The organism is Burkholderia contaminans, from assembly GCF_029633825.1.
In the GTDB taxonomy this organism is placed as follows: domain Bacteria; phylum Pseudomonadota; class Gammaproteobacteria; order Burkholderiales; family Burkholderiaceae; genus Burkholderia; species Burkholderia contaminans.
Genome location: NZ_CP090641.1, coordinates 149,506 through 173,186, shown reverse-complemented (window position 1 = coordinate 173,186; position 23,681 = coordinate 149,506). Strand labels below are relative to the sequence as shown.

Genomic DNA, 23,681 nt, shown 5'->3' with positions numbered 1-23,681 from the left:
GACGTCCCGCCGCCGGCATGCATCGCCGGCGGCGGGACGTTTCTGCATCGGCGCGGCACACGCGCCGTTCGCTTACTGCGCGCGGCAATGCGCGACGACTTCGTCCACCGCGCGCTGCACGTCGCCGCGCCGGTAGCGCAGCAGCGCGCTGTCGGCCGGATCGGGTTCATACGACACGACGTTGCCGCGCCCCGTGTAGATCGCCATGTCGGGCAGCAGCGGATGCTCCTGGTCGAGCGACGGCACGTCCTGCGGATTGCCGGCCGCGCGGAAGAAGGCCGCGAAGTAATCGGCGAAGCTGAGGTTCTCGTCGCCGACGAGGTAGGCCTTGCCCGCTTCGCCGCGCTGCAGTGCGCCCCAGATCGCTTCCGACAGCGATTGCGTCGAGATGAAGTTGCTGCCGCCGGCCGGCCCGAATACGGGCAGCCCCGCGAACCGGCCCTGCGCATAGTTGGTGTACGCCGCGAACATCTCGTTGCGCAGCCCCGGCACCGATCCGACGACGAACGGCGCGTTGACGCTGCACACGGCGAACGACGGCGTCGCGAGCGCACGCACGCGTTCGTCGGCGAGATGGCGCGAGCGCACGTACGGCACCGTGTCGACGAGCGCCGGCGCGACCTGCGGATAGAAGCTGCCGACCAGCACCGCGCGCTTCACGCCCGCGTCGCGCGCAAGCGCGAAGAAGCGCGGCACTGCGTCGACGTTCGCGCGTTCCCAGTGCGCGCCTTCGTCGGTGCCGGGCGGCAGGTGGCGGATGTCGTTGCCCGCTGCGAACACGACCGCGTCGAACGGCGCGAGATCGTCGCGCGTGAAGTTGCCGGCCACGTAGTCGCGCAGCAGCACGTCGAACCGGACGAGTGCGCTGCCGGGCGCGGGCGGTTTGCGCGCGGCGAGCGTGACATGGTTGCCCTGCGCGTGCAGGTGCAGCGCGACATGGCCGCCGATGAGGCCGGTGCCGCCGACGATCAGGATCTTCATGAAGTCTCCGTTAGCGGCGCAACCGCGCCGCGTGAAAGGTACAGGCGAGGAACAGGCGAGCGGTGCCGCTCAGAAGTTGAAGCCGTTGCCCGTGACGACGGGCAGGTTGGTCCAGAAGCCGTTCGGGTCGCGATACCAGCCGGCCGCCGCGAGCGCGCCGCCGTCGACATGCAGCGTCGTGCCGGTGATCCACGCGGCGAGCGGGCTCGCGAGGAACAGCGCGGCGCCCGCGATATCGCCGGCCACGCCGAAGCGCCCGAGCGGGATCCAGCGCGGGATGTGCCCGTGATGCTCGGCCGCGACCATCGCGCTGACGGGCACCTGCGGCGTCTCGGTGGTTTCGGGGGCGATCTGGTTCACGCGAATGCCGGCCGGCCCGAGTTCGACGGAAAGGCTCTTCGTGAAGCCGGTCAGCGCGGCCTTGAACGACGCGTACACGGTGCAGTTCGGAATCGCGCGAAAGCCTTCGATCGACGACACGCCGACGATGCTGCTGCCCGCGCCGCGCTTGCGCAGCAACGGCAGCATCGCGCGCGTGACGATGAACACCTGGCGCAGGTTCACGTCGAACAGCCGTGCGATGTCGTCGTCGGTGCAGTCGTCGAACGGTTTCGCGATCTGCAGGAAATCGCCCACATTGTTGACGAGCACGTCGAGGCCGCCGAAGCGTGCGTCGACGGTTCGCGCGAATGCGTCGACCTCGTCGCGGCGCGTGACGTCCACGGTGCCGACGAGCGCATCGACGCCCGCCGCTTCGAGTGCGTGGCGCACGTCCTGCGCGCGGGCCGGATCGATCTCGGCCACCGCGACGCGCGCGCCGGCCGCGCCGAACGCTTGCGCGCACGCACGGCCGATGCCCGCGCCGCCGCCGGTGACCAGCACGGTCTTGCCGGTGAATGAAATCATCGATGGACTCCTTTGAACGGGAAAGCAGTGAGTCGCGTCACAGCGACGACACCAGTTGCGCGTTGTCGATCCGCAGCTCCGCACCGTTCACGAAGCGCGATTCGTCGGACGCGAGAAACAGCACGAGATTCGCGACGTCCTGCGGGTCGCACATGCGCGCCATCGGATCGCTGCCGATGCCGAGCGCGGCCGGGTCGAGATCGGGCATCAGCGCCTGCGTCATCGGCGTCCAGATGCCGTCCGGATGGATCGAGTTGCAGCGGATCCGGTAGCCGCTGCGCTTGCAGTGCACGGCGACGCTGCGCGCGAGCGCCGTCACCGCGCCTTTCGACCCGGTGTACGCGCACATCATCGGCAGCCCGCCGAGCGCGGCGACCGACGACATCATCACGATCGACCCCGGCGTGTCGTTGCCCTTCATCGCGCCGATCGCGTACTTGCAGCCGAGGAAATAGCCGTCGGCATTGGTGCGCATCACGCGCCGCCACGTGTCGAGGCTCGTGTCCTCGATCGAGCCGACCGGGCAGATCGCCGCGTTGTTGACGAGCACGTCGAGACGGCCGAAGCGCTCGAGCGTCGATGCGATCGCGTGCTGCCAACCGGCTTCGTCGGCGATGTCGTGACGGACGAACAGCGCCGCGTCGCCGATCTCGCGGGCGAGCGCACGACCCGCGTCCTCGTCGATGTCGGTCAGTACGACACGTGCGCCTTCGGCGGCGAGCAGCAGTGCATCCGCGCGGCCGACGCCGCTTGCCGCGCCGGTGACCAGCGCGACCTTGTTTGCGACTCGATTCATGGTCGGTCGGATTCCGTTGACGTTGAAAGAAGGACGGCGCTCATGCGGCGCCCGGCGCGCGGCCGGCCTTGATCGCATCGAGCGCGGCCGCGCCGTAGATCTGCGCGATCGTGTCGTCGACGCGCGGGTTGGCGCGCAGCTCATGGCCGCCATCGACCGCGAAGCTCTGGCCGGTCACCCAGCCCGACTCGGGGCCGGCGAGATAGCGCACCGCATGCGCGATCGCTTCGGGTTCGCCGAGCGTGCCGAGCGGGATCTGTTCGAGAAAGCCGGCGACGAGCGCGCGGTTGTCGAACATCGGCGCGGTGGCTTCGGAGCGCGTGAGGCCCGGGCGCACTGCGTTCACGCGGATCTGCGCGCCGGCCAGTTCCTCGGCCGCGCCGCGCACGAGCGCTTCGAGCGCGGCCTTCGCGGTGCAGTACGCGGACAGCCAGCGGAAATTGATCTGCGCGGCCGTCGACGAAATGCAGACGATCGCGCCGCCGCCGCTTTCAGCGAGCCGCGGCGCGGCATGACGGATCGCGGCGAACGCGCTGTGCAGGTTCAGGTCGATTTCCGCGCGGAAGGTGTCGGCGTCGTGCAGCAGCAGCGGCCGGAAGCCCGCTCCGCCGACCGTCGGCACGACGATGTCGAGGCGATGGTCGATCGCCCACGCGCAGTCGAGCGCGGCCTGCAGGTCGCCTTCGTCGCAGGCGTCGCCCGCATGGATCGCGACGCGGCTGCCGGGCACGGCGTCGGTCAGTTGCTGCTGCGTGCGTTCGAGCGCATCGCGGCGGCGGCCCATTAGCACGACGGCCGCGCCGTCTGCGACCAGCGCATGCGCGCAGGCCGCGCCGATGCCGCCGGCGCCACCTGTCACGAGCGCGGTGCGGCCGGCGAGGGGAGCAGGGGTGTGCATCGCTCAGCCCTCCAGCGGCAGGTCTTGCGCCCAGTCGACGTGCAGCGTGCGCGCGGCGAAGCGCCACGTGCCGTCGTCGAACACGCAGCGATCGCGATAGCGCAGCCCCCAGTCGAGCTTGCGCTTCACGGCGTCACGCACGTAGACGTGGCAGGCGACGCCGTAGGTCTCGACATCGGCCTCGCTGCCGTCGAGCGTGACGAGCTGGTTGTGCACGTGATGCTGGGTCGCTTCGTAGCGCTCGATCACGCGCATGCCGGCGACGATCGCGTCGCGGTCGTCGAAGCGAAAGCCGGGGCCGGCCAGGGTGGCATCGCGGGTGAAGAGTGCGGTGAGTCGTGGCCAGTCGCGCCGGTCGACGGCTTGCGCGTAGCGGCACGCAAGTTCGTACAGCGCGTGGCGAGGATTGGAATCGGTCATGCGTGGGCTCCCGTGGAAGAACGGAACGCGTTGGCCGCGCAACGCGGGCCGACGCGGCGGCAATGCGACGTCGACGCGCAGGTTCGCACCGGGCAGGCCGGGATTCATCGTCCATACGGAGCAGGGCGAGGGTCGGGGAAAACACCGGGGCGGGCCGCCGCAAGTGGCATCAGGGTGTGTGGATGGTGCGGCGCAGCGACCGGTGCGCGGCATGTGTCTGACGATTCGTGCGGCCGGCCGCGGCAGGCGCGCGACGTGCCGCGTTTCCTTCATGCAGGCGAAGCCGTGGCGCGCGATGTTGCGATGCCGCAGGCCGCGCATCGTCCGCTCAGCGTTTGCCCCTAGTCGAAACGGACGATGGCCGACGGCCGGGCGCTGGCTACCGTGCAGTCATCCGGTGGCGCATGCGATGCCAGCCGGACACGAACCGCACCAGCGGACAACCGGAGGAGACGACGATCATGAGACTGACGACTCGCAAGCTGTGCGTATTGGCGATAGGCACGGTCGCTGCCATGGCGATGGCGCGATACGGTGCCGACCAGGTCCCGTCGCCGCCGTATGCAGCCGGCATCCTGCAATGCCGCTCGGTCGACGCGAACGGTTTGCCGGCAGGTTGTGTACCGATCGATCCGTCGCACTTCGGTTTCGCCGCGATGCGCGGCATGTGACGCCGGCGCGGCCGCGCGCCGCGCAGCGCGGAAGCCGTGGCGGCGCGCTGGCGCACGGACGCCGTCCCGTACGACCACGGCTGAATCGGCGCGCGCCGGTCCCGCTTCACGCGGTTCGGGGACATGAGACGGTGGGCGTCTTGCACGCGCCACGTTGCACGTCCGTCTCGGCAACGAGGCATCGCGGCGACGGCCGCATCAGGCCTTCGCCACGTCCGCCGCTTACCGCAGCATTCCCAAACGCTGACCCATTCCTCATGTCATCCGACCATTCCCTGACTCATCCCCTGAACACCCGCGACGTGCATCGCTGGGATGCCGAACACGACGTCGTGATCGTCGGCTTCGGTGCGGCCGGCGCGTGCGCGGCGATCGAAGCCGCGAGCGCCGGCGCCGACACGCTGATCGTCGAGCGCGCGTCGAGCTACGGCGGCACGAGCGCGCTGTCGGGCGGCGAGATCTACCTCGGCGGCAGCGGCGGCACGCCCGCCCAGCGGCAGGCCGGCTTCACCGACGACACCGAGGATCTGTACCGCTACCTGATGCTGGCCGGCGGCCGCGACGCCGACGAGTCGAAGGTGCGCCTCTACGCGAACGAAAGCCTGGCGCACCACGACTGGCTCGTCGCGCAGGGCCTCACGTACAAGAACACGTTCGTCGCCGAGCGGATCGTCGAACCGGAAACCGACGATTGCCTGATCTGGTCGGGCAGCGAGGAAGCCTGGCCGTTCAGCGAGGCCGCGAAGCCGTGCCCGCGCGGGCACACCCCGCAATGGCCGGGCTGGGGCGGCGGACAGATGTTGATGCGCGTGCTGGCCGAACGCGTGGCGGCGCTCGGTGTCGCGACGCGCTACGACACGCGTGCGCTCGCGCTGGTCGTGGATGACGGCGGCGCGGTGCGCGGCGTCGTGCTGCGCGCCTATGGCGAGACGGCGTTCGTCCGCGCGCGTCGCGCGGTGATCCTGTGCGCGGGCGGCTTCGCGATGAACCGCGACATGGTGCGCCGGCATGCGCCGCAGTTCCTGCGCTCGGACGAACCGATCGGCAGCCCCGGCGACGACGGCTCGGGCATCCTGCTCGGCCAGAGCGCGGGGGGCGCGGCGATTCACATGGATCAGGGCTTCGTGAGCCTGCCGTTCTACGCGCCCGAATCGCTGATCAAGGGCATTTTCGTGAACGCACGCGGCCAGCGCTTCATCAACGAGGACGGCTATCACGGCCGCACGGGCCATCACGCGTTTCACCAGGCCGACGACCGGATCTACCTGCTCGTCGACCAGGCCACCTACCAGGAGCCGCCTGCGATCGCGCGGATCGGCATCGCGGCGGCGGGCGAAACGTGGGAGGAAGTCGAACGCGACCTGCAGATGCCGGCCGGCACGCTGACGGCGACCGTCGACGTCTACAACCGCCATGCGGCCGAAGGCACCGATCCGTTGTTCCACAAGGCGAGGAAGTGGCTGCAGCCGCTGATCGAGCCGCCGTTCGTCGCGCTCGATTGCCGGATCGACTACGCGTTCTATCCGCACTTCACGCTCGGCGGGCTCGACACGCTGCCGACCGGGCAGGTGGTCGATGCATCACGCGCGCCGGTGCCGGGGCTCTATGCGGCGGGCCGCACGACCTGCGGGTTGCCGCGCTGGGGCGCCGGGTACAGCTCGGGGCTGTCGCTGGCCGACGCGACGTTCTTCGGGCGGCAGGCCGGGCGTCACGCCGCGCAAGCGGGGGGCGATGCGGTGCGCCGCGCCGCGTAGCGTTTTCAGGCCGGAAATGAACGACGCCCCGGGCAACCGCATTGCCCGGGGCGTCGTCGTTTCAAGCGGCCAGGCGGCCAACCGGTCAGGCCGGTCGGCGCTTAGCCGAGATCGAGCGCATTCGTCAGATCACCCGGCGGCGTCGCGCCGCGCGCGGCGAACGCCTTGTTGCGCGCGACCACGCCGTCGAGCGGCGCGAGGCCGTGCACGCGGCTGATGAAGCGCAGGATCGAGTTCGTGTCGTACAGCGTGTGATCGACGAACCCCTTCTTCGCGAACGGCGAGATCACGAGCGCGGGAATCCGCGAACCGGGGCCCCAGCGGTCGCCTTCCGGCGGCGCGACGTGATCCCACCAGCCGCCGTTCTCGTCGTGCGTCATCACGATCACGGTGTTGTCCCATTGCGGCCCGCGCCGGATATGGTCGATCACGGTCGCGATGTGACGGTCGCCCGATTCGATGTCCGCGTAGCCCGCGTGCATGTTCAGGTTGCCCTGCGGCTTGTAGAACGTGACGGCCGGCAGGCGGCCCGCGTCGATGTCGGCGATGAAGTGGTTGGTCGACGGCTCGTCGCCGAGCCCCGCGTCGCGCAGGTGCTTGCTGCGCGCCTCGGTGCCCGGCGCGTAGTTCGCGAAATAGTTGAACGGCTGGTGGTGGTACTGGAAATCGGGCACGGCGCCCGTATCGCGGTGCTCGAGCGCGTACTGCCATGCGCCGCTGTACCACGCCCAGTCGACGTTCTTTTCCGACAGGCGGTCGCCGATCGTCGCATGGCCTTGCGGCGGCATCACGCGATGGTCGGCCGGATCCGCATATGCGGCGTTGCCCGGATCGGGCGGCGGCACGTAGCTCGGCTGGTACGGCGGCGCCATCGTGTTCACGCCGTAGCCGTCCGGGGTGAGCGGGCCGTCGGCCACGAACTTCGGCGGGCCGTCGAGCGCGGACGCGGGCGAATGGTCGGCGAGCTTCAGGCGCGTACCGGCCGGATCGTCGCCTTCGACCTTCGACAGCAGTTTCGCCGCGTGCGGATGCTTGTGCGCATCCGGATACAGCGGCGGCTGCGCGGAGATCAGGAACATGTGGTTCATCCACGACCCGCCGAAGGCCGCCATGAAGAAGTTGTCGCACAGCGTGTATTGCCGCGCGAGATTCCACAGCCGCAGCGTGTCGGCCGAATTGCGGTAGTGGCCCATCACGAGGCCGCCCGAATCGGCCCACGCGGCGAACTGGTTGTTGCGGCCGGCCGCGATCTGCATCTGGTTCTGGTAGAAGCGGTGCCACAGGTCGCGCGTGATCACGCCGTTCGGCAGCGGGTTGCCCTGCGCGTCCTTGATCAGGAACGGCGCGTTCGGCAGCTTGTCGATGTCGCGCTCGGCGATCGCGTAGCGCTTGCCGTCCACTTCCTGCGCCTGCGGCACGAGCCCGCCCCAGATCTTCGGCAGCACGGGCAGCGGCGTCTTGCCGTCGCGATCGAGCTGCTGCGCATGTTCGGGCCGCACCTCGCTCAGCGGATGGCGCACGCCCGGAAAATCGCCGTACAGGTTCGCGAAGCTGCGGTTTTCCGCATAGATCACGACGATGTGCCGCACGCGCTGGCGCAGCGCTTCGTCGATGCGCAGGTCGGCGGCCGAACGCGGTGCGCTGCCCGCCGTGGTTTCACAGCCGCTGAGCGCGACACCCGCACCGAGCGCGGCGAGGCCGCCGAGCATGCGGCGGCGGTCGGGATCGGCGGGAAGGTCGTCGGGGCGATCGGGCGTGTCGTTCACGTCGTGGGTTCCTCGAATGGGCGGGTGGACGGGGGCGTGATGCGCGGCGGCGTCGCACAGGCTGCCGCGCCGCGCGATGGAACGCAACGGCCCGTGTCACGTATGGGCCGGTGCGATGCATCTGTCACGAAAATGTCACGAACGCGACTATAACGCGGCACCGAGGGCGGATGAAAGGTGTTTGTCGGACGATTGGTGTTGCGCGTCGGGCGATGCGCGACGCCTGCGCGCGAGCTAGACTGGATTCAGGGGCGGCGCGTCGCAGCGTGCCGCCCGGGCGAGGATTGCCCGGCGGCGCCGGCCCACGGCGCCGTCGCGGTGCCGTTGATGCGACGAACGACGCGATGAAGCGAGGCGACGATGGCACGCATGAATGCCGCTTCCGCATGGCCGCCGATGGTGCGCGCCGGCTGCGCGCGTGCCCGCACACGTCCGCCGTGTCGCGCAACGCAAGCGTAGCGCGCACGTCCGGCCCGATGCCATGGACAGGAAATTCGACTACCCGGGATTGCTGATCGCGGCGGGCTTCTTCGTGCTGTTCGCCGCGCAGTTGCTGATGCTGCATCCGACGTCGGCGCCGATTGCGTACAGCGATTTCCACCAGCTCGTCGCCGCACGGCTCGTCGACGATCTCGAAGTCGGCCCCGTATCGATCTCGGGCACGTTGAAGATGCCGCAGGCGGGCACGATGCTGCCGGCGTCCGAAGCCGCGGCCGTGCGGGAGGCCGGTGCGCCGTGGCGCTTCACGACCAGTCGCGTGGCCGACGAGCACCTGACCGACGCGCTGACCGCCGCCGGCATCCGCTATCACGGTGCGCCCGACACGAGCTGGATCGCATCGCTTGCGTCGTGGCTGCTGCCGCTCGTGCTGTTCGTGTTCATCTGGAACATGATGCTGCGCAGGCGCGGCGGGCTGCAGGATTTCACCGGGATGGGCAAGAGCCGCGCGCGGGTGTACGTGCAGCAGGAAACCGGCATCACGTTCGACGATATCGCCGGCATCGACGAAGCGAAGGCCGAACTTCAGCAACTCGTCGCATTCCTGCGCAATCCGGAACGCTACCAGCGGCTCGGCGGCAAGATCCCGAAGGGCGTGCTGGTGGTCGGCGCACCGGGCACGGGCAAGACGCTGCTCGCGCGCGCGGTGGCCGGCGAGGCGGCCGTGCCGTTCTTCTCGATCAGCGGCTCGGCGTTCGTCGAGATGTTCGTCGGCGTGGGCGCGGCGCGCGTGCGCGACCTGTTCGAGCAGGCGCAGCAGAAGGCGCCGTGCATCGTGTTCGTCGACGAGCTCGATGCGCTCGGCAAGGTGCGCGGCGTCGGCCCGATGTCGGGCAACGACGAACGCGAGCAGACGCTCAATCAGTTGCTCGTCGAGATGGACGGCTTCCAGGCCGGCTCCGGCGTGATCATCATGGCCGCGACGAACCGGCCCGAGATCCTCGATCCCGCGCTGATGCGGCCGGGACGGTTCGACCGTCACATCGCGATCGACCGCCCCGACGTGAATGGCCGAAGGCAGATCCTCGGCGTGCACGTGAAGCGCGTGAAACTCGCGGCCGACGTCGATCTCGGCGAACTTGCATCGCGCACGCCGGGCTTCGTCGGCGCGGATCTCGCGAACGTCGTCAACGAGGCGGCGCTGCATGCGGCCGAACTCGGCAAGCCGGCAATCGGCATGGCCGATTTCGACGAGGCGATCGACCGCGCGTTGACGGGCCTCGAGCGCAAGAGCCGCGTGATGAACGCACAGGAGAAGCTGACCATCGCGTATCACGAGGCCGGCCATGCGCTCGTCGCGGAAAGCCGCACGCATTGCGATCCGGTGAAGAAAGTGTCGATCATTCCGCGCGGTGTCGCGGCGCTCGGCTATACGCAGCAGGTACCGACCGAGGATCGCTACGTGCTGCGCCGAAGCGAACTGCTCGACCGGATCGATGCCCTGCTCGGCGGGCGCGTTGCCGAGGAGCTCGTGTTCGGCGACGTGTCGACGGGCGCGCAGAACGATCTCGAACGCGCGACCGCGATGGCGCGCCACATGGTCATGCAGTACGGGATGAGCGAGAAGATCGGGCTCGCGACGTTCGACGACGGCGATGCGCGCCAGGGCATGCCGGGCGCGTGGCATGGGGGCGACGGGCGCTGCAGCGAGCACACCGCGCGGATGATCGACGACGAGGTGCGCACGCTGCTGGCCGACGCCCATGCAAGAGTCGCGACGACGCTCGGCGAACGCCGCGATGTGCTCGAACGCATCGCGCGCCGGCTGCTGCAATGCGAGGTGCTCGAACGCGACGCGCTGCAGGCGCTGATCGACGGGCGCGTCGAACCGCCATCCGCCAGCACGATGGCGCCGGACGACGCAGCCGGCGCACGCGACGGCACGGTCGAGACGGAGCAGGCGTCCGCGGTCGAGCGCGATTTCGTCGCGTACGGGCCGCCACGCGAACCCGAGCGCTGAAGGTGCCGCGAACCTGCGAGCGGCGCGCGTCGAAGCGACTGCGTGCCGGCATTCCTTTCCCCGTTGATCTCCACGGAGTCGCCATGAGCGAGGCGCACGTATCGGTCGATGTCGCGCAGCAGGCGCGTTTCTGTTTCGAAGTCGCATTTGCCGGCACGACGCTGGCGCCGGTGCTTACCGACGAACCGCCGCCGCTCGGCGACGGACGCGGGCCGAACCCGATCCGGTTACTGGCCGCGTCCGTTGCGACGTGTCTTGCGGCGAGCCTGCTGTTCGCGCTGGAAAAGCAGCATGTGGATCCGCAGCCGATCGCCGCGCATATCGACGTCGACATGGTGCAGAACGAAGCGGGCAGGGTGCGCGTGGGCGCGATGTCGGTACGGCTGTCGATCGGCAAGACATGGGCCGATCTCGCAGCCGCGACGCGCGTGCTCGATCAGTTCGATGCGTATTGCGTACTGACGGAGAGCCTGCGCGAAGGCATTCCGGTTTCGGTGGACCTGTGCGACGTGAACGGTGCGGCGTTCGAATACGCGATGACGAACGCGTGAGCGCAGGTCAGGATTCGGTCGCTGCTGCGACTTCGGCCGCCTCGGTGAGCGCGTCGAGAAAGCGCGTGCGCCACCAGTGCACGTCGGTCGCGCGCACGATCGCCATCAATGCCGCGTGACGCTGGCGGCGTTCTTCGAGCGGCATCGCGAGCGCGCGCTGGATCGCCTGTGCGGTGCCTTGCGTGTCATACGGATTGACGAGCAGTGCCGACTTCAGCTGCTCGGCCGCTCCGGCGAAACGCGACAGCACGAGCACGCCCGGATCGGCGGCATCCTGTGCGGCGAGAAACTCCTTCGCGACGAGGTTCATCCCGTCACGCAGTGGCGTGACGAGCGCGACGCGGCTCGCGCGGTAGAGGCCCGGCAAGCGCTTGCGCGCGACGGTGCGGTGAATGTAGCGCATCGGCATCCATTCGAGTTCGCCGTAGTCGCCGTTGATCGCGCCGCACAGGCTGTCCATCTCGCGCCGCAGGTCGTCGTACGCGCCGAGATCCTCGCGGCTCGGCGCGGCGATCTGGATCAGCGTCGCGCGGTTGCGGTTCTCCGGATATTGCTCGAGCAACTGGCGGAATGCATTGACGCGCTGCGGCAGCCCCTTCGTGTAGTCGAGCCGGTCGACGCCGACCAGCAACTGGCGGCGCGAGTACTCGTCGCGCATCCGGTCGAACATGTCGAGGCCGTCGCGATCGCGCGCGAGCGATTCGAACTCGTCGACGTTGATGCCGATCGGGAATGCGCCGGCCGACAGCGTGCGGCCGAACGCGCGCAGGCGGCCGTCGGGCAGCCGCGCGGCGCCGGCTTCCGCTTCGACGTAATGCTCGAAGTGAAGCAGGTCCGACTCGGTCTGGAAGCCGACGAGATCGTAGGCGAACAGCGAACGCATCAGCCATTCGTGCTCCGGAATCGCGGCCATGATCGGCGGCGGCGGCATCGGAATGTGCAGGAAGAAGCCGATCGGATTCCTGCAGCCCATCGCGCGCAACTCGGCGGCGAGCGGAATCAGCTGGTAGTCGTGGACCCAGATGGTGTCGTCGGGCCGCAGCAGCGTGCGCAGCTTGCGCGCGAACAGCTGGTTCACGCGCCGGTAGCCGTCGGCGAAGCGGCGATCGAACTGCGCGAGATCGAGCCGGTAGTGAAACACCGGCCACAGCACGTTGTTCGAATAACCGAGGTAGTACGCGTCGTAATCCTGCGGGTCGAGATCGATCGTCGCGAGCTGGATGCCGCCGACGTTCTGGATCTGCACTTCGTCGCCGTGCGCAGGCTGGTCGTCGCCGCCGCGTAGCCTCCCGCTCCAGCCGAACCAGACGCCGCCGGATTCCTGCAGGCTGTCCTTCACGGCGACGGCGAGCCCGCCGGCCGCGGCTTTACGGGGATCTGCAATGCGATTGGATACGACGACGAGTCGGCTCACCAGCTCTCCTGACGTTTGTTGAGGGAAAGGTTCGTGCGGCCGTGGCGCGGGAAGCAGACGCCGCCATCGACGCGCGATACGCGCAGAGCGATGAGGCCGCAATGCGATCGGACGGGAGTCAGGGCACGCGATTCGCCGTCCGAACGGGGAGTGCTTTTTTAAGCATACTCGTCATTCGGTCGTTTTAAAAGTCTGCATCGGAGAGCGACGCACGTGCGGATGCAGCGTGATCTCCATGTCGCCGGTATGGCGACGTGCGAACCGCGGGCGGGATCGAAAATTGCGCACCGCTGCAAACGTAGCGTGCGCCCTACGATGTGGAGGAGAGCGTATCGCACGCAATCGTGCGTTGTGGCGTGCATGGCCGGGCACGCGCACGATGCCGCGCCGGTCGGTCGAAACGAGCGCCGGCGATGCGATTGCGCGGGTGTGCGCGTTACACGCACGCGTGCCGCGAACGCGCGGCGCGAATCGGCGAAGCGCGACGTCGCGGATGCGAACCGGCCGCGCCGGACGGTGACGATGCGCAGCGGTTGCGCGTGCCGCGTGCGGCCGCGCTTCGCGCGGTGCGCGCAAGCGTGACACAGGCGGACCGGCGCAACAGCGGGCGCATCGTCGTCTCCTTGCGGTATCGGTTACGCGGTTACGCGGTTACGCAGCGGCCGGCTGCCAGTGATGCGCGGCGGGCGCTTGCGTGTACGCGCCGGGCGACGCCACGTGCGTGCCGGACGGCATCCGGAACGCGGCAACCGTTTCGGACAGCTCGCGGCCTTGCGCCTCGAGCGACTTCGATGCGGCCGCGGCCTGCTCGACGAGCGCCGCGTTCTGCTGGGTCGTCTCGTCCATCTGCGTGATCGTCAGGTTCACCTGGTCGATGCCGCGGCTCTGCTCGGCCGACGCGGCCGCGATCTCGCCCATGATGTCCGTCACGCGCGCGACGGCCTGCGTGACGTCCGACATCGTCTTGCCGGCTTCGCCCGCGAGCTCGGAGCCGTCGCGGATCGTCTGCACCGACGCGGAAATCAGTTCCTTGATCTCCTTCGCCGCTGTCGACGAACGTTGCGCGAGGCTGCGCACTTCGCTCGCGACCACCGCGAAGCCGCGGCCCTGTTCGCCCGCACGCGCGGCTTCGACGGCCGCGTTCAGCGCGAGGATGTTGGTCTGGAACGCGATGCCTTCGATGATGCCCGTGATGTCCGCGATCTTCGACGAGCTGTGGCCGATCTCCGTCATCGTGTCGACCACGCGGCCGACCACCGAGCTGCCGCGCTGCGCGACGTCCGATGCGTTCGCGGCGAGCGAGCTGGCCTGTTGCGCGTTCTCCGCGTTCAGGCGCACCGTCGACGTGAATTCCTCCATCGTCGCGGCGGTTTCCTGCAGCGACGCGGCCTGTTCCTCGGTGCGCTGGCTCAGGTCGAGGTTGCCCGACGCGATCTCGCTGACCGCATGCGCGATGCTGTTCGACGAATCGCGCACGCGGCCGACGATGCCGATCAGCCGCTCGTTCATCGTTCGCAACGCTTCGAGCAGATCGCGCGTCTCGTCGTTGCCGCTCACGTTGATGCGGCTGCCGAGATCGCCGTTCGCGACCGTGCGCGCGACGTCCACGGCCGAGCCGATCGGCGCCGTGATCTTGCGCGTCAGCCACAGGCCGCCGCATGCCGCGACCACGACCGCGATCAGGCAGATGCCGGCCAGCAGGTTGCGCTCCATCGCATAGCGATCCGCGAATTGCTGCGCGATCGCGAGTTCGCGCTCATGCGTATAGGTTGCATATGCATCGGTTGCGCGCACCAGTTGCGCGAGCAGCGGGCGGCAGTTGTCGTCGATGTCGGCGATCGCCTCGTCCTTCTTGCCGGCCTGCGCGAGCCCGACGATGCGCAGCGCGACGGGCCCGTAGCTGGCTTCGATGCGCACGATGTCGGCCACCAGTTCGCGCGCGCGGTCGGAGGTGTCCGTCGCGTTCGCCATCATGTCCTTGAGCTTCGCGAGGCGATCCTGCACGTCCTTGTGCGCCTGGTTCACCTCGGCCAGTTCGAGCTCGACGTCGGACGGTTTGGTCGCGAGCACGAGGTTGCGCGCGGCGATCGCGCGCCGGTCGACCGCGGTACGGATTTGCGCGGAAACGGTCGCCCGCGCATTGATGCCGTTCATGTAGCGGGAAAACTCGGCGTTCGTATCGGATAGCGCCTTGAGTGCCATGCCCGACACGATCACGACGATCGCGGCGAGCAGGCCGAAGCCGCCAAGGAGTTTTGTTCTGATGCTCATTCTGGCGATTTTCACAGTGTGCCTCTGTGCGTGTGGTTGACGAATCGGATTTATTGTTCGACCAGATACGGGCTCGTGCCGGCATTAACGGGTATACGGGATGATTCTTTACCCTTCGAAAACCCTGATATTAGTTTTTTTAGCGCTGGAATCGTTGCCGGATGGGCGCGCCTGATTTTGATCAGGAATTGACGGAGTGCCCGTGATTAAAAGGTTTATACGTGGAATTCGAAACCGGTTTTGCTGGGTGAAACAGAAACTGTCGTTTTGCTAATAATTGTCTGATGAATCGGTTTCGATTTATGGATGAATATCGGATTTTGTTTCGACTTGATTGGAGACGGGAACCGGTGCGCGTCGCGGGAGAATGCCGCGCAATGAGCGGTAATGACGGATCAACGGAAATTCGCGGCGCAGGGGGAGCGCGCCGGAACGAGGCCCGCGGCGTGCGCCGCGGACCATGAGAGGGTCAGAACGTGGTGCGCAACCCGGCCATCACGCTGCGGCCGCCTTGCGGCGCGAAGCCGCGCACGACCGAGGTCGAGTAGCGGATCTCCTGGTTCGTCAGGTTGTCGCCGCGCAGGTACGCGAGCCAGTGCGTCGGGCCGACGCGGAACTTGTAGGTGAGCATCACGCCGAGCGACGTGTAGCCGTCCGTCGAAAAATCATTGTCGGGCACGCGGTGCTGCGACCACGCATGCGTGACTTGCGCACGCGCGCCGAACGGGCCGTAGCCGTAGTCGGCCGCGAGCGTCGCACGCAGCGGCGCGATGCGCGGCAGCGGCTGGCCCGTGTCGACGTTGCGCGCATGCGTGTAGTCGGCGGTCAGTTCCAGGTCGACCGTGTGGCCGTGCCGCGCGAACGCGCGCCACTTGCCGTCCAGCTCGATGCCGTAAAACTCGGCACGCACGCCGCGGTAGATCGCCTCGTTGAGCGAGCCGTCGGTACCGGGCGCGACCGGCTCGTCGTCTCCGTTCACCACGCGGCCCGTGTTGTACTCGGTCAGGTAGTTCGAGAAGCGGTTGTAGAACACGCCGACGCTGCCGCGGTTCGGGCCGCTCGCGTAGCGCAGCGACAGGTCGGTCGACACCGCCTTTTCCTTCGACGCGTTCGGGTTGCCGATCAGGAACTGGCCGGTCGCATCGTGCGGGCCGTTCGAATACAGCTCGTAGAAGGTTGGCGCGCGTTCGGTGTACGCGACGTTGGCCGCTACCGACCACACGGGCGTCAGCGAGAACAGGGCGCCGGCCGACAGGCTGCCCGCGTTGAATTCGCGCGGCTGCGCGCCCGCGAATTTCTCGACGCCGGCCGGATCGGGATCGACCTTCACGTGTTCGAAGCGGCCGCCGAGGCTCAGCTTGAGCGCGGGGACGACCTGCCATTCCTCGAGGCCGAACAGCGCGACGCTGTTCGTGCGCGTGGACGGCACGAGCAATTCGTCGCCGAGCGCCGAGAACGTGTTCTGGCCGAACTGCACGCCGATCGCCCCTTCGAACGGGCCGATCTTGCGATGCGTTGCCTCGATGCGCGCCTCGTAGCCGCGGTTGCGGAAGGTGGTCGCCGTCTCGCCGTTGTTGACTTCCTTGTGGCGATAGTCGGTGTACGCGAAGTCGAATTTCAGCTTCGTGAACGGCCCGCTCAGGTTGCGCACCTCGGACGCGAGCGCGAGGCGCTCCTGGCGCATCCGCAGCCGCACGTCGCTTTCGGCGACGGAGCCGTAGTTCGATTCGTAGCCGCTGTAGGACAGGCCCGCGAAGCCGTCCGCCCACGTGTACGACGCACCGACCGCGCCGCCATGCACGCGGCCGTCGCTGTTCGGCACGTTGCCGTACGGCTGCGGCGTGTCGGGGCCGTCGATCGCGCGTTGTGCGCTGCTGCGCGCGTAGCCGGGAATCCGCAGCTTGCTCGTCTCGCGGTCGAACGCATCGACGTGGAACGCGAAGCGACCGTTGCCGCCTTCGACCTGCGCGGCGCCCGCGCGCACCGAGTTCGCGCCGCCGTAGCGCGCGTCGAGCGCGCCCGTCACGCCTTCGATCGCTTCGCGCGGAATCCGGTTGTCGATCGTGTTGACGACGCCGCCCACCGCATTGCCGCCGTACAGCAGCGCAGCCGGGCCGCGCACGATCTCGACGCGTTCGATCGACAGCGGGTCCTGCGGCACCGCATGGTCGTATGACAGCGACGACGCGTCGTACGCCGCGACGCCGTTCTGCAGCAGCCGGATCCGGTCGCCATCCATCCCGCGGATGATCGGGCGGCCGACCATCGGCCCGTAGGTGGTGGTCGACACGCCGGGCAGCCCGTTCAGCGTTTCGCCGAGCGAATCGGCCTGGCGGCGCGTCAGCGCGTCGCCGGAAAGCTGGGCGGTCGGCGCGATCAGTTCGTTGTCGCCGAGCGGGTTCGCGGTCACGAAGATCGGGGCGAGCGTGGTGGCCGGCGGCGTGCCGGACGCGGCGGGCGGTTCGGTCTGCGCGTGCGCGACGGCGGCGAACACCATCAGCGAAAGGGACGAGAGCGGGCGAAGCGGTAGACGAGGGAGGTCGCGCATGGTCGGTGAATCGGTTGGAATCGGATCGGATAACGAGCGATGCGGATCACGGCTGGATACGATATATTGTTGCGTCTGCGACGCGCAGTGACCCGTTGGAACATGGCTCGGCGAGGCCCGGCCACCCGAAGTGGAACGGCGTCAGGCGGACGAGCATGCGAAATGATATGTTATATCATTTCAAAATCCAAGCCGGATGGCGGGATCCTGTCGGGTTTCTGTCGGAAGGGTGAAATGGCGGCGGGAGCGGAAACTGTCTGCGCGGTGTTCGTAACGATCGCCTGAACCGGGTGATGCGATGCGCGCGCCGACGCGTTGCCGATACGTCGGCCCCGTGCGTGTTGCCCGCGTTCGGTGTTCGGTGTCCGTCGAAGCGGCCCGCCGGAAGCGGCCCTGCGCTGATCGATGCGCCGGACGCGGACATCCGCGCCTGAATCAGCGGCCAGTGCGATTCAGCGTCGCGCAACGGTGCGACGTCTTGTAGCGATGGCCATCGTCGTGCATTGCCCCGCGTGTTGATACGTATCAACGTCGGTCGATTCCGAAGCCGGATACTGGGTCGCTCATCGACCAGGCAGGAGCGACCTATGACCCAAACCATGAAAGCGGCCGTCGTGCACGCATTCGGCGAACCGCTGCGCATCGAGGAAGTGCCCGTGCCGACGCCGGGGCCCGGCCAGATCCTCGTCAACATCAAGGCATCGGGCGTATGCCATACCGACCTGCACGCAGCCGACGGCGACTGGCCCGTCAAGCCGACGTTGCCGTTCATTCCGGGGCATGAAGGCGTGGGCATCGTCGCGGCGGTCGGTGCGGGCGTCACGCACGTGCGCGAGGGGGACCGCGTGGGCGTGCCCTGGCTCTACACGGCCTGCGGCCATTGCGAGTACTGCCACACGGGCTGGGAAACGCTGTGCCACGGCCAGCAGAACACCGGTTATTCGGTGAACGGCAGCTACGCGGAATACGTGCTGGCCGATCCCGACTACGTCGGCCATTTGCCCGCGCAGGTCGCGTTCGACGAGATCGCGCCGATCCTGTGCGCGGGTGTCACCGTCTACAAGGGCATTCGCGTCACCGATACGCGCCCGGGCCAATGGCTCGCGATTTCCGGCATCGGCGGCCTCGGGCACGTGGCCGTGCAGTATGCGCGCGCAATGGGGCTGCACGTCGCGGCCATCGACATTTCACCCGACAAGCTCGCGCTGGCGCGGCAGCTCGGCGCGGAACTGACGATCGACGCGTCGACCGACGATCCGGCCAAGGTGATCCAGAAGGAGATCGGCGGTGCGCACGGCGTGCTCGTCACGGCCGTGTCGCGCAGCGCGTTCGCGCAGGCGCTCGGGATGGTGCGGCGCGGCGGCACGGTGGCGCTCAACGGCTTGCCGCCCGGCGATTTCCCGTTGCCGATCTTCTCCACGGTGCTGAACGGCATCACCGTGCGCGGGTCGATCGTCGGGACGCGGCGCGACCTGCAGGAATCGCTCGACTTCGCGGCCGATGGCCTGGTGCGCGCGCATATCCATCGCGACCGGCTCGGCAACATCAACGACGTGTTCGCAAAGCTGCGCGAAGGCAAGGTCGACGGGCGCATCGTGCTGACCGACATGCATTGATGCCGTAAACACGCACGCGCCGCCGCGCGAAGCATCGCGTCGTGCGGCGGCGTGGCGGTCATGCAAGCGTCATGGTGCGAAGAACACGTCGGTGCGGTTCGTCAGGTTGCCCGCGTTGGTCTGGACGAAGAACGGATGGAACGACGACGACGGAAGCACGTCGAGCCCCTGGTAGTCGCCGATGAAGAAACCTTCGGCATTGGGCGCGAGCTTCATGTCGAACGGGCCGCCCACACGCCGCTCGTCGGCGAACGTCGTGCCGCCGTCATGCGAGATCTTGCGCCAGAAGCCGGTCGGCAGCGTCGTGGTGTTGCCGGCCTGCAGGTCGCGGAAGTCGTAGTACGTGACCATCACGGCCCCCGTGTTGTCGACGCGCACCGACGGATTGAACGCGGGGCGTCCGGTCGGCGTGTTCAACTGTTGTGGCGCGCTCCAGGTCGCGCCGCCGTCCTTCGACGTCGATACCGCAATCTCGTCGTATGTGCCGCCGTTGAAGCGGCTGTCCTGCCACACGACGTACAGCTGCCCCGACGCGGGGTCGATCGCGGGTTCCGGAATGATGTCGCCGGTACGCACCGGTTCGCCGGTCACCGGATCCGTGACGCCGACCGTCTGCAGGCCGGCAATCACCTGCGGTTTCGTCCATGTTGCGCCGTCGTCGGTCGACTTGATGAACGCCACCTTGCCGGCCGCCTTGCTGAACGGAGGCTGGATCAGGTCGAAGAAATCGTAGAGCGTGCCGTTCCTCGGATCGACCACGATCTGGTTGCCGATCGTCTGCTGGCGTGAAGGCACGTTGACGATCACTTTCGGGGCGCTCCACGTCTTGCCGCCGTCGGTCGTCTTCGAGAACAGCGTCGGGCCGCGGAACGCCTTCGTGTGAAGGTTCGCATAAGGGTTGCCGTTCGGCAGCTCGAGGCGGTCCCATACCGCGTAGGCCGTGCCGGCCTTCGCCGGGTTCGCGGTGACCGATTCCTTGTCGTTGAAGAACTGCGTCGTCGGCTCGTCGTTCGCGATCAGCACCGCGGGGCTGCTCCAGGTCTGTCCGCCGTCGGACGACACCGACGCGGCAACCGCATTGCTGTTGTTCGACTGGTTGAACGAGATCGACACCGAGTACGCGGTGCCGTCCGGCCCGAACGAGACCCACGGATCGGACGCGCGCTCGTACTTGAGCCCGCCCGGCGCGCATGCGCTGAACGGCTGCGGCGTGCGTGCCCAGGTCGCGCCGCCGTCGAACGTGTAGCCGGCGACGAGCCCGTGGGCGCCGCCGTTCGACCAGCGGTCCTGCTGCCACACGCCGATCATGTTCATCGGGTTTGCAGGGTTGACCGATAGCCACGGCTCGACTTCGGCGTTCACGTAGTTGGTGCCGGGGCCGCCGATGGTGCAGGCGACGAACGGGCTCGGGCCGGACACGACGACGGGATCGGCGTGCGCCGCGGCCGCGGCGGCCATCGCCATCGCGGCGGACAGGCGGGTGACAAGCGAGTGGGACACGATCATGCGTCGCATGGACTGCTCCTCGTTGACGTGCGGGTGCGATGGGGCGGCACGACGCGGCAGCGCGATCCGGCGCGCGGCGTCGTATGCCGCGCATCGGGCCGATACGTGTCGTTCAGGATGCCGCTTCGGTCATCGCAATCCGCGTGCGCTGGACGCCGCCAGCACTTCGGTTAAGACTCCTTTTCATTTTCATTGATTGTCGGGCGTGACTGCGATGTCGGCCGGACGGGAAGCCTTGCCCGGGCAGGCGACGAATGTGTCGAGGTGGATTGCAATGTAGGCGATTCGAATGCCGCCCGGCAGGCAGTTTTTTGTAACAGTGCGTAGCCGGAAAGCGTTGCCGGAAGAGGGCGGCGGACGCGCAAAAAATGCCGTCGAGACGGCATGAAAATCGAATCGAAAATGCGAATCGGAATCGCTTTCGATGGGGCCGTTGAGCGCCGGCGGCGATGCGGGATCGTGCTGCTCAGCGCTCCGCCGGAAACCGCTCCTGCAGCGCATGCAGCCATCGCGCGACGACATCGAGTTCGTCGTCGGAGAACCCGTCGCACAGCTTGCCGTTGAGTTCGCGCAGCAGCACGCGCGCACGCTTGAGCGCGGCGTGCCCTTCATCGGTGAGGTACAACCGCGTCGCGCGGCCATCGTCCGAATCGGCGTGGCGCGCGATCAGGCCGGCTTTCGCCATCCGGTCGGCGAGCCCCGTCATCGCGGACGGCGCAAGCTGCAGCGCGGCGCCGACTTCACCGATCAGCGCGCCGTCCTGTTTCGCGAGACAGAACAATACGCCGGCCTGCGCGGCGCTCGCGCGCGTCTCGGTCTCCGCCTTGCGGTCGATCCAGCGCTGCACGCGCCGCTGGCCGATGTTCAACATGAAAAACAGTCGTCGGTCTTCGCTCAAGCTAGGTTCCCGGCTGCAATGGAAAGGGAGGGGCGGCGTGCGGCGCGCGGCGTGTCCAGTGCCTGCGCGAGCCAGTCGGCCACGTCGGGCCACAGCACGGTGCCGGGGCGGCTGCGGAAGAAGCCCATGTGCCCGACCGGGCCGCTGCCCGCCGCGTGCGGATCGATCTGGCGGCGTTCGACCGTCGCGCGGGTCAGATAGCTTACCAGCAGACCGATCGCAGTCGGGTTCGCCCACGGGTCGTCGTCGAAGCCCAGCGCGAGGATCGGCAACTGCTGCTTCGCGTATCGTTCGGCGGCGCCGAGCGTCGGATCGTCGAAGAAATAGTTCGGCAGCGCGGTCCAGCGGCTCCATTCGCGGAACACGCCGGCCGGCATGTCCTCGCCGAGCCCGAGCCGCTTGCCGGGCACGTAGCCGAGCAGTGCCGACATCAGCGGACCGAGCACACGCAGGATCAGCCGCACCTTCAGGCGTTCGGCCGCCTGCGTGATCAGCCGCGTGCTGCCCGCATGCGCGGCGATCAGCACGGCCGCGCGCAGGTGCGGCGTCGCGGCGGACAGCCCGATCGCATGGCCGCCGACGCTATGCCCGACCGCCAGCAGCGGCAAACCGTCGTAGGCCTGCCGCGCCCACGCGGTCGCGGCGCCCACGTCGAGTTCCATCCAGTCGCGCATGCGGGCCTTCAACGCACGCAGGCGCGCGGGGCGAGACGCGCCGATGCCGCGATAGTTGTAGGTGAGCGCCGCGAAGCCGCGTTCGGTCAGGAAGCGTGCGAAGCCCGCATACAGCCGCTCCGGCACGGCCGTTGCCGGATGGATCAGCACCAGCGCGCGCGGCGGCGCGTCCGGCGACCACAGCGTGCCGTGCAGCGCGTAGCCGTCGGCGGCGGAAAACTCGATGGGTTGGGAGGTCATGGCCATCCTCGCTCGGGCAGTTATTTCGTATGCGAAATATAGTCCAGGATTTATTTCGTGCGCGAAATATCTGTCGAGGATTCGTTCGAACCGGGTTCCCGCGACCGCGACCGGCGGCATCCGGCGAGGCCCGCCGTGTCATAAAACATTTGCATCTTTATATAGAAGAATATTGCGTTTGTTTCATGATCAAGATCGACGTATCTTCAGCGGTTCCATCCGCTCCGTCGGCCACCATGCACGGCGGACCACGGGGCGCCGCCCTCGCGCGGCCGCCCGCCAACCCTACGGGAGATCACGTTGTTGAGTCGAATCGTCACGGCACTCTTGCTGGCGCTTGCCGCGCAGCCGGGCATGGCCAAGGACACCGTCACGCTGCGCGTCGGTGAACAGAACTACTTCAACATCCAGGCGTCGATGGAGGCGTCCGGCGTGCTGAAGGACCTGCCTTACACGATCGAGTGGAAGCATTTCCAGGCCGCCGCGCCCGTTGCCGAATCGCTGAACGGCAATGCGATCGACGTGGGCTTCCTCGGCGATTCGGCGCTGCTCACGCTGGCCGCGCGCGGCGCGCCGGTGAAGGTGGTCGCGGTGTCGCGCCAGAGCCTCGACGGCGTCGCGATCCTCGTGCCGAAGGATTCGCCGGTGCGCACCGTGGCCGACCTGCAGGGCAAGACCATCGCCGTATGGCGCGGTGCGTGGAGCCAGCAGCTCGTGCTGCGCGCGCTCGAACACGCGGGCTTGCGCGCGGATTCGGTCAAGTACGCGTACCTGATGCCGATCGATGCGACCAACGCGCTCGCGAACGGTTCGGTCGACGCCGTGTCGCTGTGGGAGCCGTTCGTCAGCACGCTCGCGTTGCGGCAGGGTGCGCGGCCCGTGGCGACCGCGCAGGGGCTGATGCCGGCGCTGAGCTTCGTTGCCGCGAACGAGCAGGCCGCCTCCGGCAAGCGCGCCGAGATCACCGATTTCCTGCGGCGCGTCGTTGCCGCGCGCCAGTGGGTCGACAACCATCCGCGCGAGTACGCGGACCTGTGGGCGAAGCGCGCGAAGCTCGAACCCGACGTCGCATACCGCTGGCTCAACAACGCGAAGCAGCGCGTCGGCCCGGTCGACGAGACGGCCGCGAAGGACGCGCAGAACACGGCCGACTTCCTGCACAAGGCCGGCGTGATTCCGGCGGCGTACGACACGTCGAAGCTGCTCGACCGTTCGTATGCGGGTGCGTTCGCGGCGCCTGCGCAGAAGACGGCTGCCGCCCAGTAAGCGGGCCATACCGGCCACGATTCCCGATCGATAACCCGAAGGACCCC

19 protein-coding genes are annotated in these 23,681 nt (G+C 68.1%); 6 read left to right on the top strand and 13 right to left on the bottom strand.

Features of this window, described 5'->3' with window-relative positions; all coding sequences use genetic code 11:
* Nucleotides 1-72: 72 nt before the first annotated feature.
* The 5 genes from LXE91_RS18530 to LXE91_RS18510 form a co-directional block, all read right to left on the bottom strand.
* A complete protein-coding gene (locus LXE91_RS18530; protein WP_039367603.1) occupies nt 73-981 on the bottom strand; it encodes an NAD-dependent epimerase/dehydratase family protein in 909 nt (302 codons plus the stop codon).
* A 69-nt stretch (nt 982-1,050) separates the two neighbouring features.
* A complete protein-coding gene (locus LXE91_RS18525) occupies nt 1,051-1,884 on the bottom strand; it encodes an SDR family NAD(P)-dependent oxidoreductase (RefSeq protein WP_198113701.1) in 834 nt (277 codons plus the stop codon).
* A 40-nt stretch (nt 1,885-1,924) separates the two neighbouring features.
* Nucleotides 1,925-2,683, bottom strand: coding sequence for an SDR family oxidoreductase (locus tag LXE91_RS18520; protein WP_039367607.1), 759 nt, complete (start codon nt 2,681-2,683; stop codon nt 1,925-1,927).
* A 40-nt stretch (nt 2,684-2,723) separates the two neighbouring features.
* The gene (locus LXE91_RS18515; protein ID WP_039367611.1) at nt 2,724-3,581 is read right to left on the bottom strand and encodes an SDR family NAD(P)-dependent oxidoreductase; all 858 of its coding nucleotides are present in this window, start codon (nt 3,579-3,581) and stop codon (nt 2,724-2,726) included.
* A gap of 3 nt (nt 3,582-3,584) precedes the next feature.
* Nucleotides 3,585-4,001, bottom strand: a complete 417-nt coding sequence (locus LXE91_RS18510) for a nuclear transport factor 2 family protein (RefSeq protein WP_039367662.1) — start codon at nt 3,999-4,001, stop codon at nt 3,585-3,587.
* Nucleotides 4,002-4,462: 461 nt separating this feature from the next.
* On the opposite strand from LXE91_RS18510, the gene LXE91_RS18505 reads away from it, so the two are divergent.
* Nucleotides 4,463-4,672: a hypothetical protein gene (locus LXE91_RS18505; protein WP_046196543.1), complete on the top strand. Its 210-nt coding sequence runs from the start codon at nt 4,463-4,465 to the stop codon at nt 4,670-4,672.
* A gap of 257 nt (nt 4,673-4,929) precedes the next feature.
* Nucleotides 4,930-6,426, top strand: a complete 1,497-nt coding sequence (locus tag LXE91_RS18500; protein WP_039367616.1) for an FAD-dependent oxidoreductase — start codon at nt 4,930-4,932, stop codon at nt 6,424-6,426.
* Between the two features lie 101 nt (nt 6,427-6,527).
* Here the strand turns inward: LXE91_RS18500 and LXE91_RS18495 are convergent, their stop codons facing one another.
* Nucleotides 6,528-8,192 carry an acid phosphatase gene (locus tag LXE91_RS18495; protein ID WP_039367619.1) on the bottom strand — a complete coding sequence of 555 codons (1,665 nt, stop codon included), beginning with the start codon at nt 8,190-8,192 and terminating at the stop codon, nt 6,528-6,530.
* 481 nt (nt 8,193-8,673) lie between these two features.
* Between LXE91_RS18495 and ftsH the strand changes: the two genes are divergently transcribed.
* A complete protein-coding gene (ftsH, locus tag LXE91_RS18490) occupies nt 8,674-10,650 on the top strand; it encodes an ATP-dependent zinc metalloprotease FtsH (protein ID WP_039367625.1) in 1,977 nt (658 codons plus the stop codon).
* Nucleotides 10,651-10,733: 83 nt separating this feature from the next.
* Complete coding sequence (locus LXE91_RS18485; protein WP_039367628.1) at nt 10,734-11,201, top strand: OsmC family protein; 468 nt, start codon at nt 10,734-10,736, stop codon at nt 11,199-11,201.
* A gap of 7 nt (nt 11,202-11,208) precedes the next feature.
* Here the strand turns inward: LXE91_RS18485 and otsA are convergent, their stop codons facing one another.
* The 3 genes from otsA to LXE91_RS18470 form a co-directional block, all read right to left on the bottom strand.
* A complete protein-coding gene (gene otsA / locus LXE91_RS18480; protein WP_039367631.1) occupies nt 11,209-12,615 on the bottom strand; it encodes an alpha,alpha-trehalose-phosphate synthase (UDP-forming) in 1,407 nt (468 codons plus the stop codon).
* A gap of 651 nt (nt 12,616-13,266) precedes the next feature.
* Nucleotides 13,267-14,886 (bottom strand): methyl-accepting chemotaxis protein, encoded by a 1,620-nt coding sequence (locus tag LXE91_RS18475; RefSeq protein ID WP_082139501.1) that lies wholly within the window; start codon nt 14,884-14,886, stop codon nt 13,267-13,269.
* A gap of 469 nt (nt 14,887-15,355) precedes the next feature.
* Nucleotides 15,356-17,434, bottom strand: coding sequence for a TonB-dependent receptor (locus tag LXE91_RS18470; RefSeq protein WP_223274301.1), 2,079 nt, complete (start codon nt 17,432-17,434; stop codon nt 15,356-15,358).
* A gap of 587 nt (nt 17,435-18,021) precedes the next feature.
* Here LXE91_RS18470 and adhP point away from each other — a divergent pair.
* Complete coding sequence (gene adhP / locus LXE91_RS18465; RefSeq protein WP_039367642.1) at nt 18,022-19,050, top strand: alcohol dehydrogenase AdhP; 1,029 nt, start codon at nt 18,022-18,024, stop codon at nt 19,048-19,050.
* Nucleotides 19,051-19,119: 69 nt separating this feature from the next.
* Here the strand turns inward: adhP and LXE91_RS18460 are convergent, their stop codons facing one another.
* From LXE91_RS18460 to LXE91_RS18445, 4 genes are all read right to left on the bottom strand, one after another.
* The gene (locus LXE91_RS18460; protein WP_039367645.1) at nt 19,120-20,565 is read right to left on the bottom strand and encodes a sialidase family protein; all 1,446 of its coding nucleotides are present in this window, start codon (nt 20,563-20,565) and stop codon (nt 19,120-19,122) included.
* Between the two features lie 180 nt (nt 20,566-20,745).
* The gene (locus LXE91_RS18455; protein WP_076841363.1) at nt 20,746-21,057 is read right to left on the bottom strand and encodes a hypothetical protein; all 312 of its coding nucleotides are present in this window, start codon (nt 21,055-21,057) and stop codon (nt 20,746-20,748) included.
* On the bottom strand, nt 21,023-21,454 hold the full coding sequence (locus tag LXE91_RS18450) for a MarR family winged helix-turn-helix transcriptional regulator (protein ID WP_039367648.1): 432 nt from the start codon (nt 21,452-21,454) through the stop codon (nt 21,023-21,025). The genes LXE91_RS18455 and LXE91_RS18450 overlap by 35 nt, the downstream gene beginning before the upstream one ends.
* Entirely contained in the window at nt 21,451-22,368 is a 918-nt protein-coding gene (locus LXE91_RS18445; protein ID WP_039367665.1) for an alpha/beta hydrolase family protein, read from the bottom strand. Before LXE91_RS18445 ends, LXE91_RS18450 begins: the two co-directional genes overlap by 4 nt.
* Nucleotides 22,369-22,668: 300 nt before the next feature.
* Here LXE91_RS18445 and LXE91_RS18440 point away from each other — a divergent pair, with 300 nt between their 5' ends.
* Nucleotides 22,669-23,634: an ABC transporter substrate-binding protein gene (locus tag LXE91_RS18440; RefSeq protein ID WP_039367651.1), complete on the top strand. Its 966-nt coding sequence runs from the start codon at nt 22,669-22,671 to the stop codon at nt 23,632-23,634.
* The last annotated feature ends 47 nt before the right edge of the window (nt 23,635-23,681 follow it).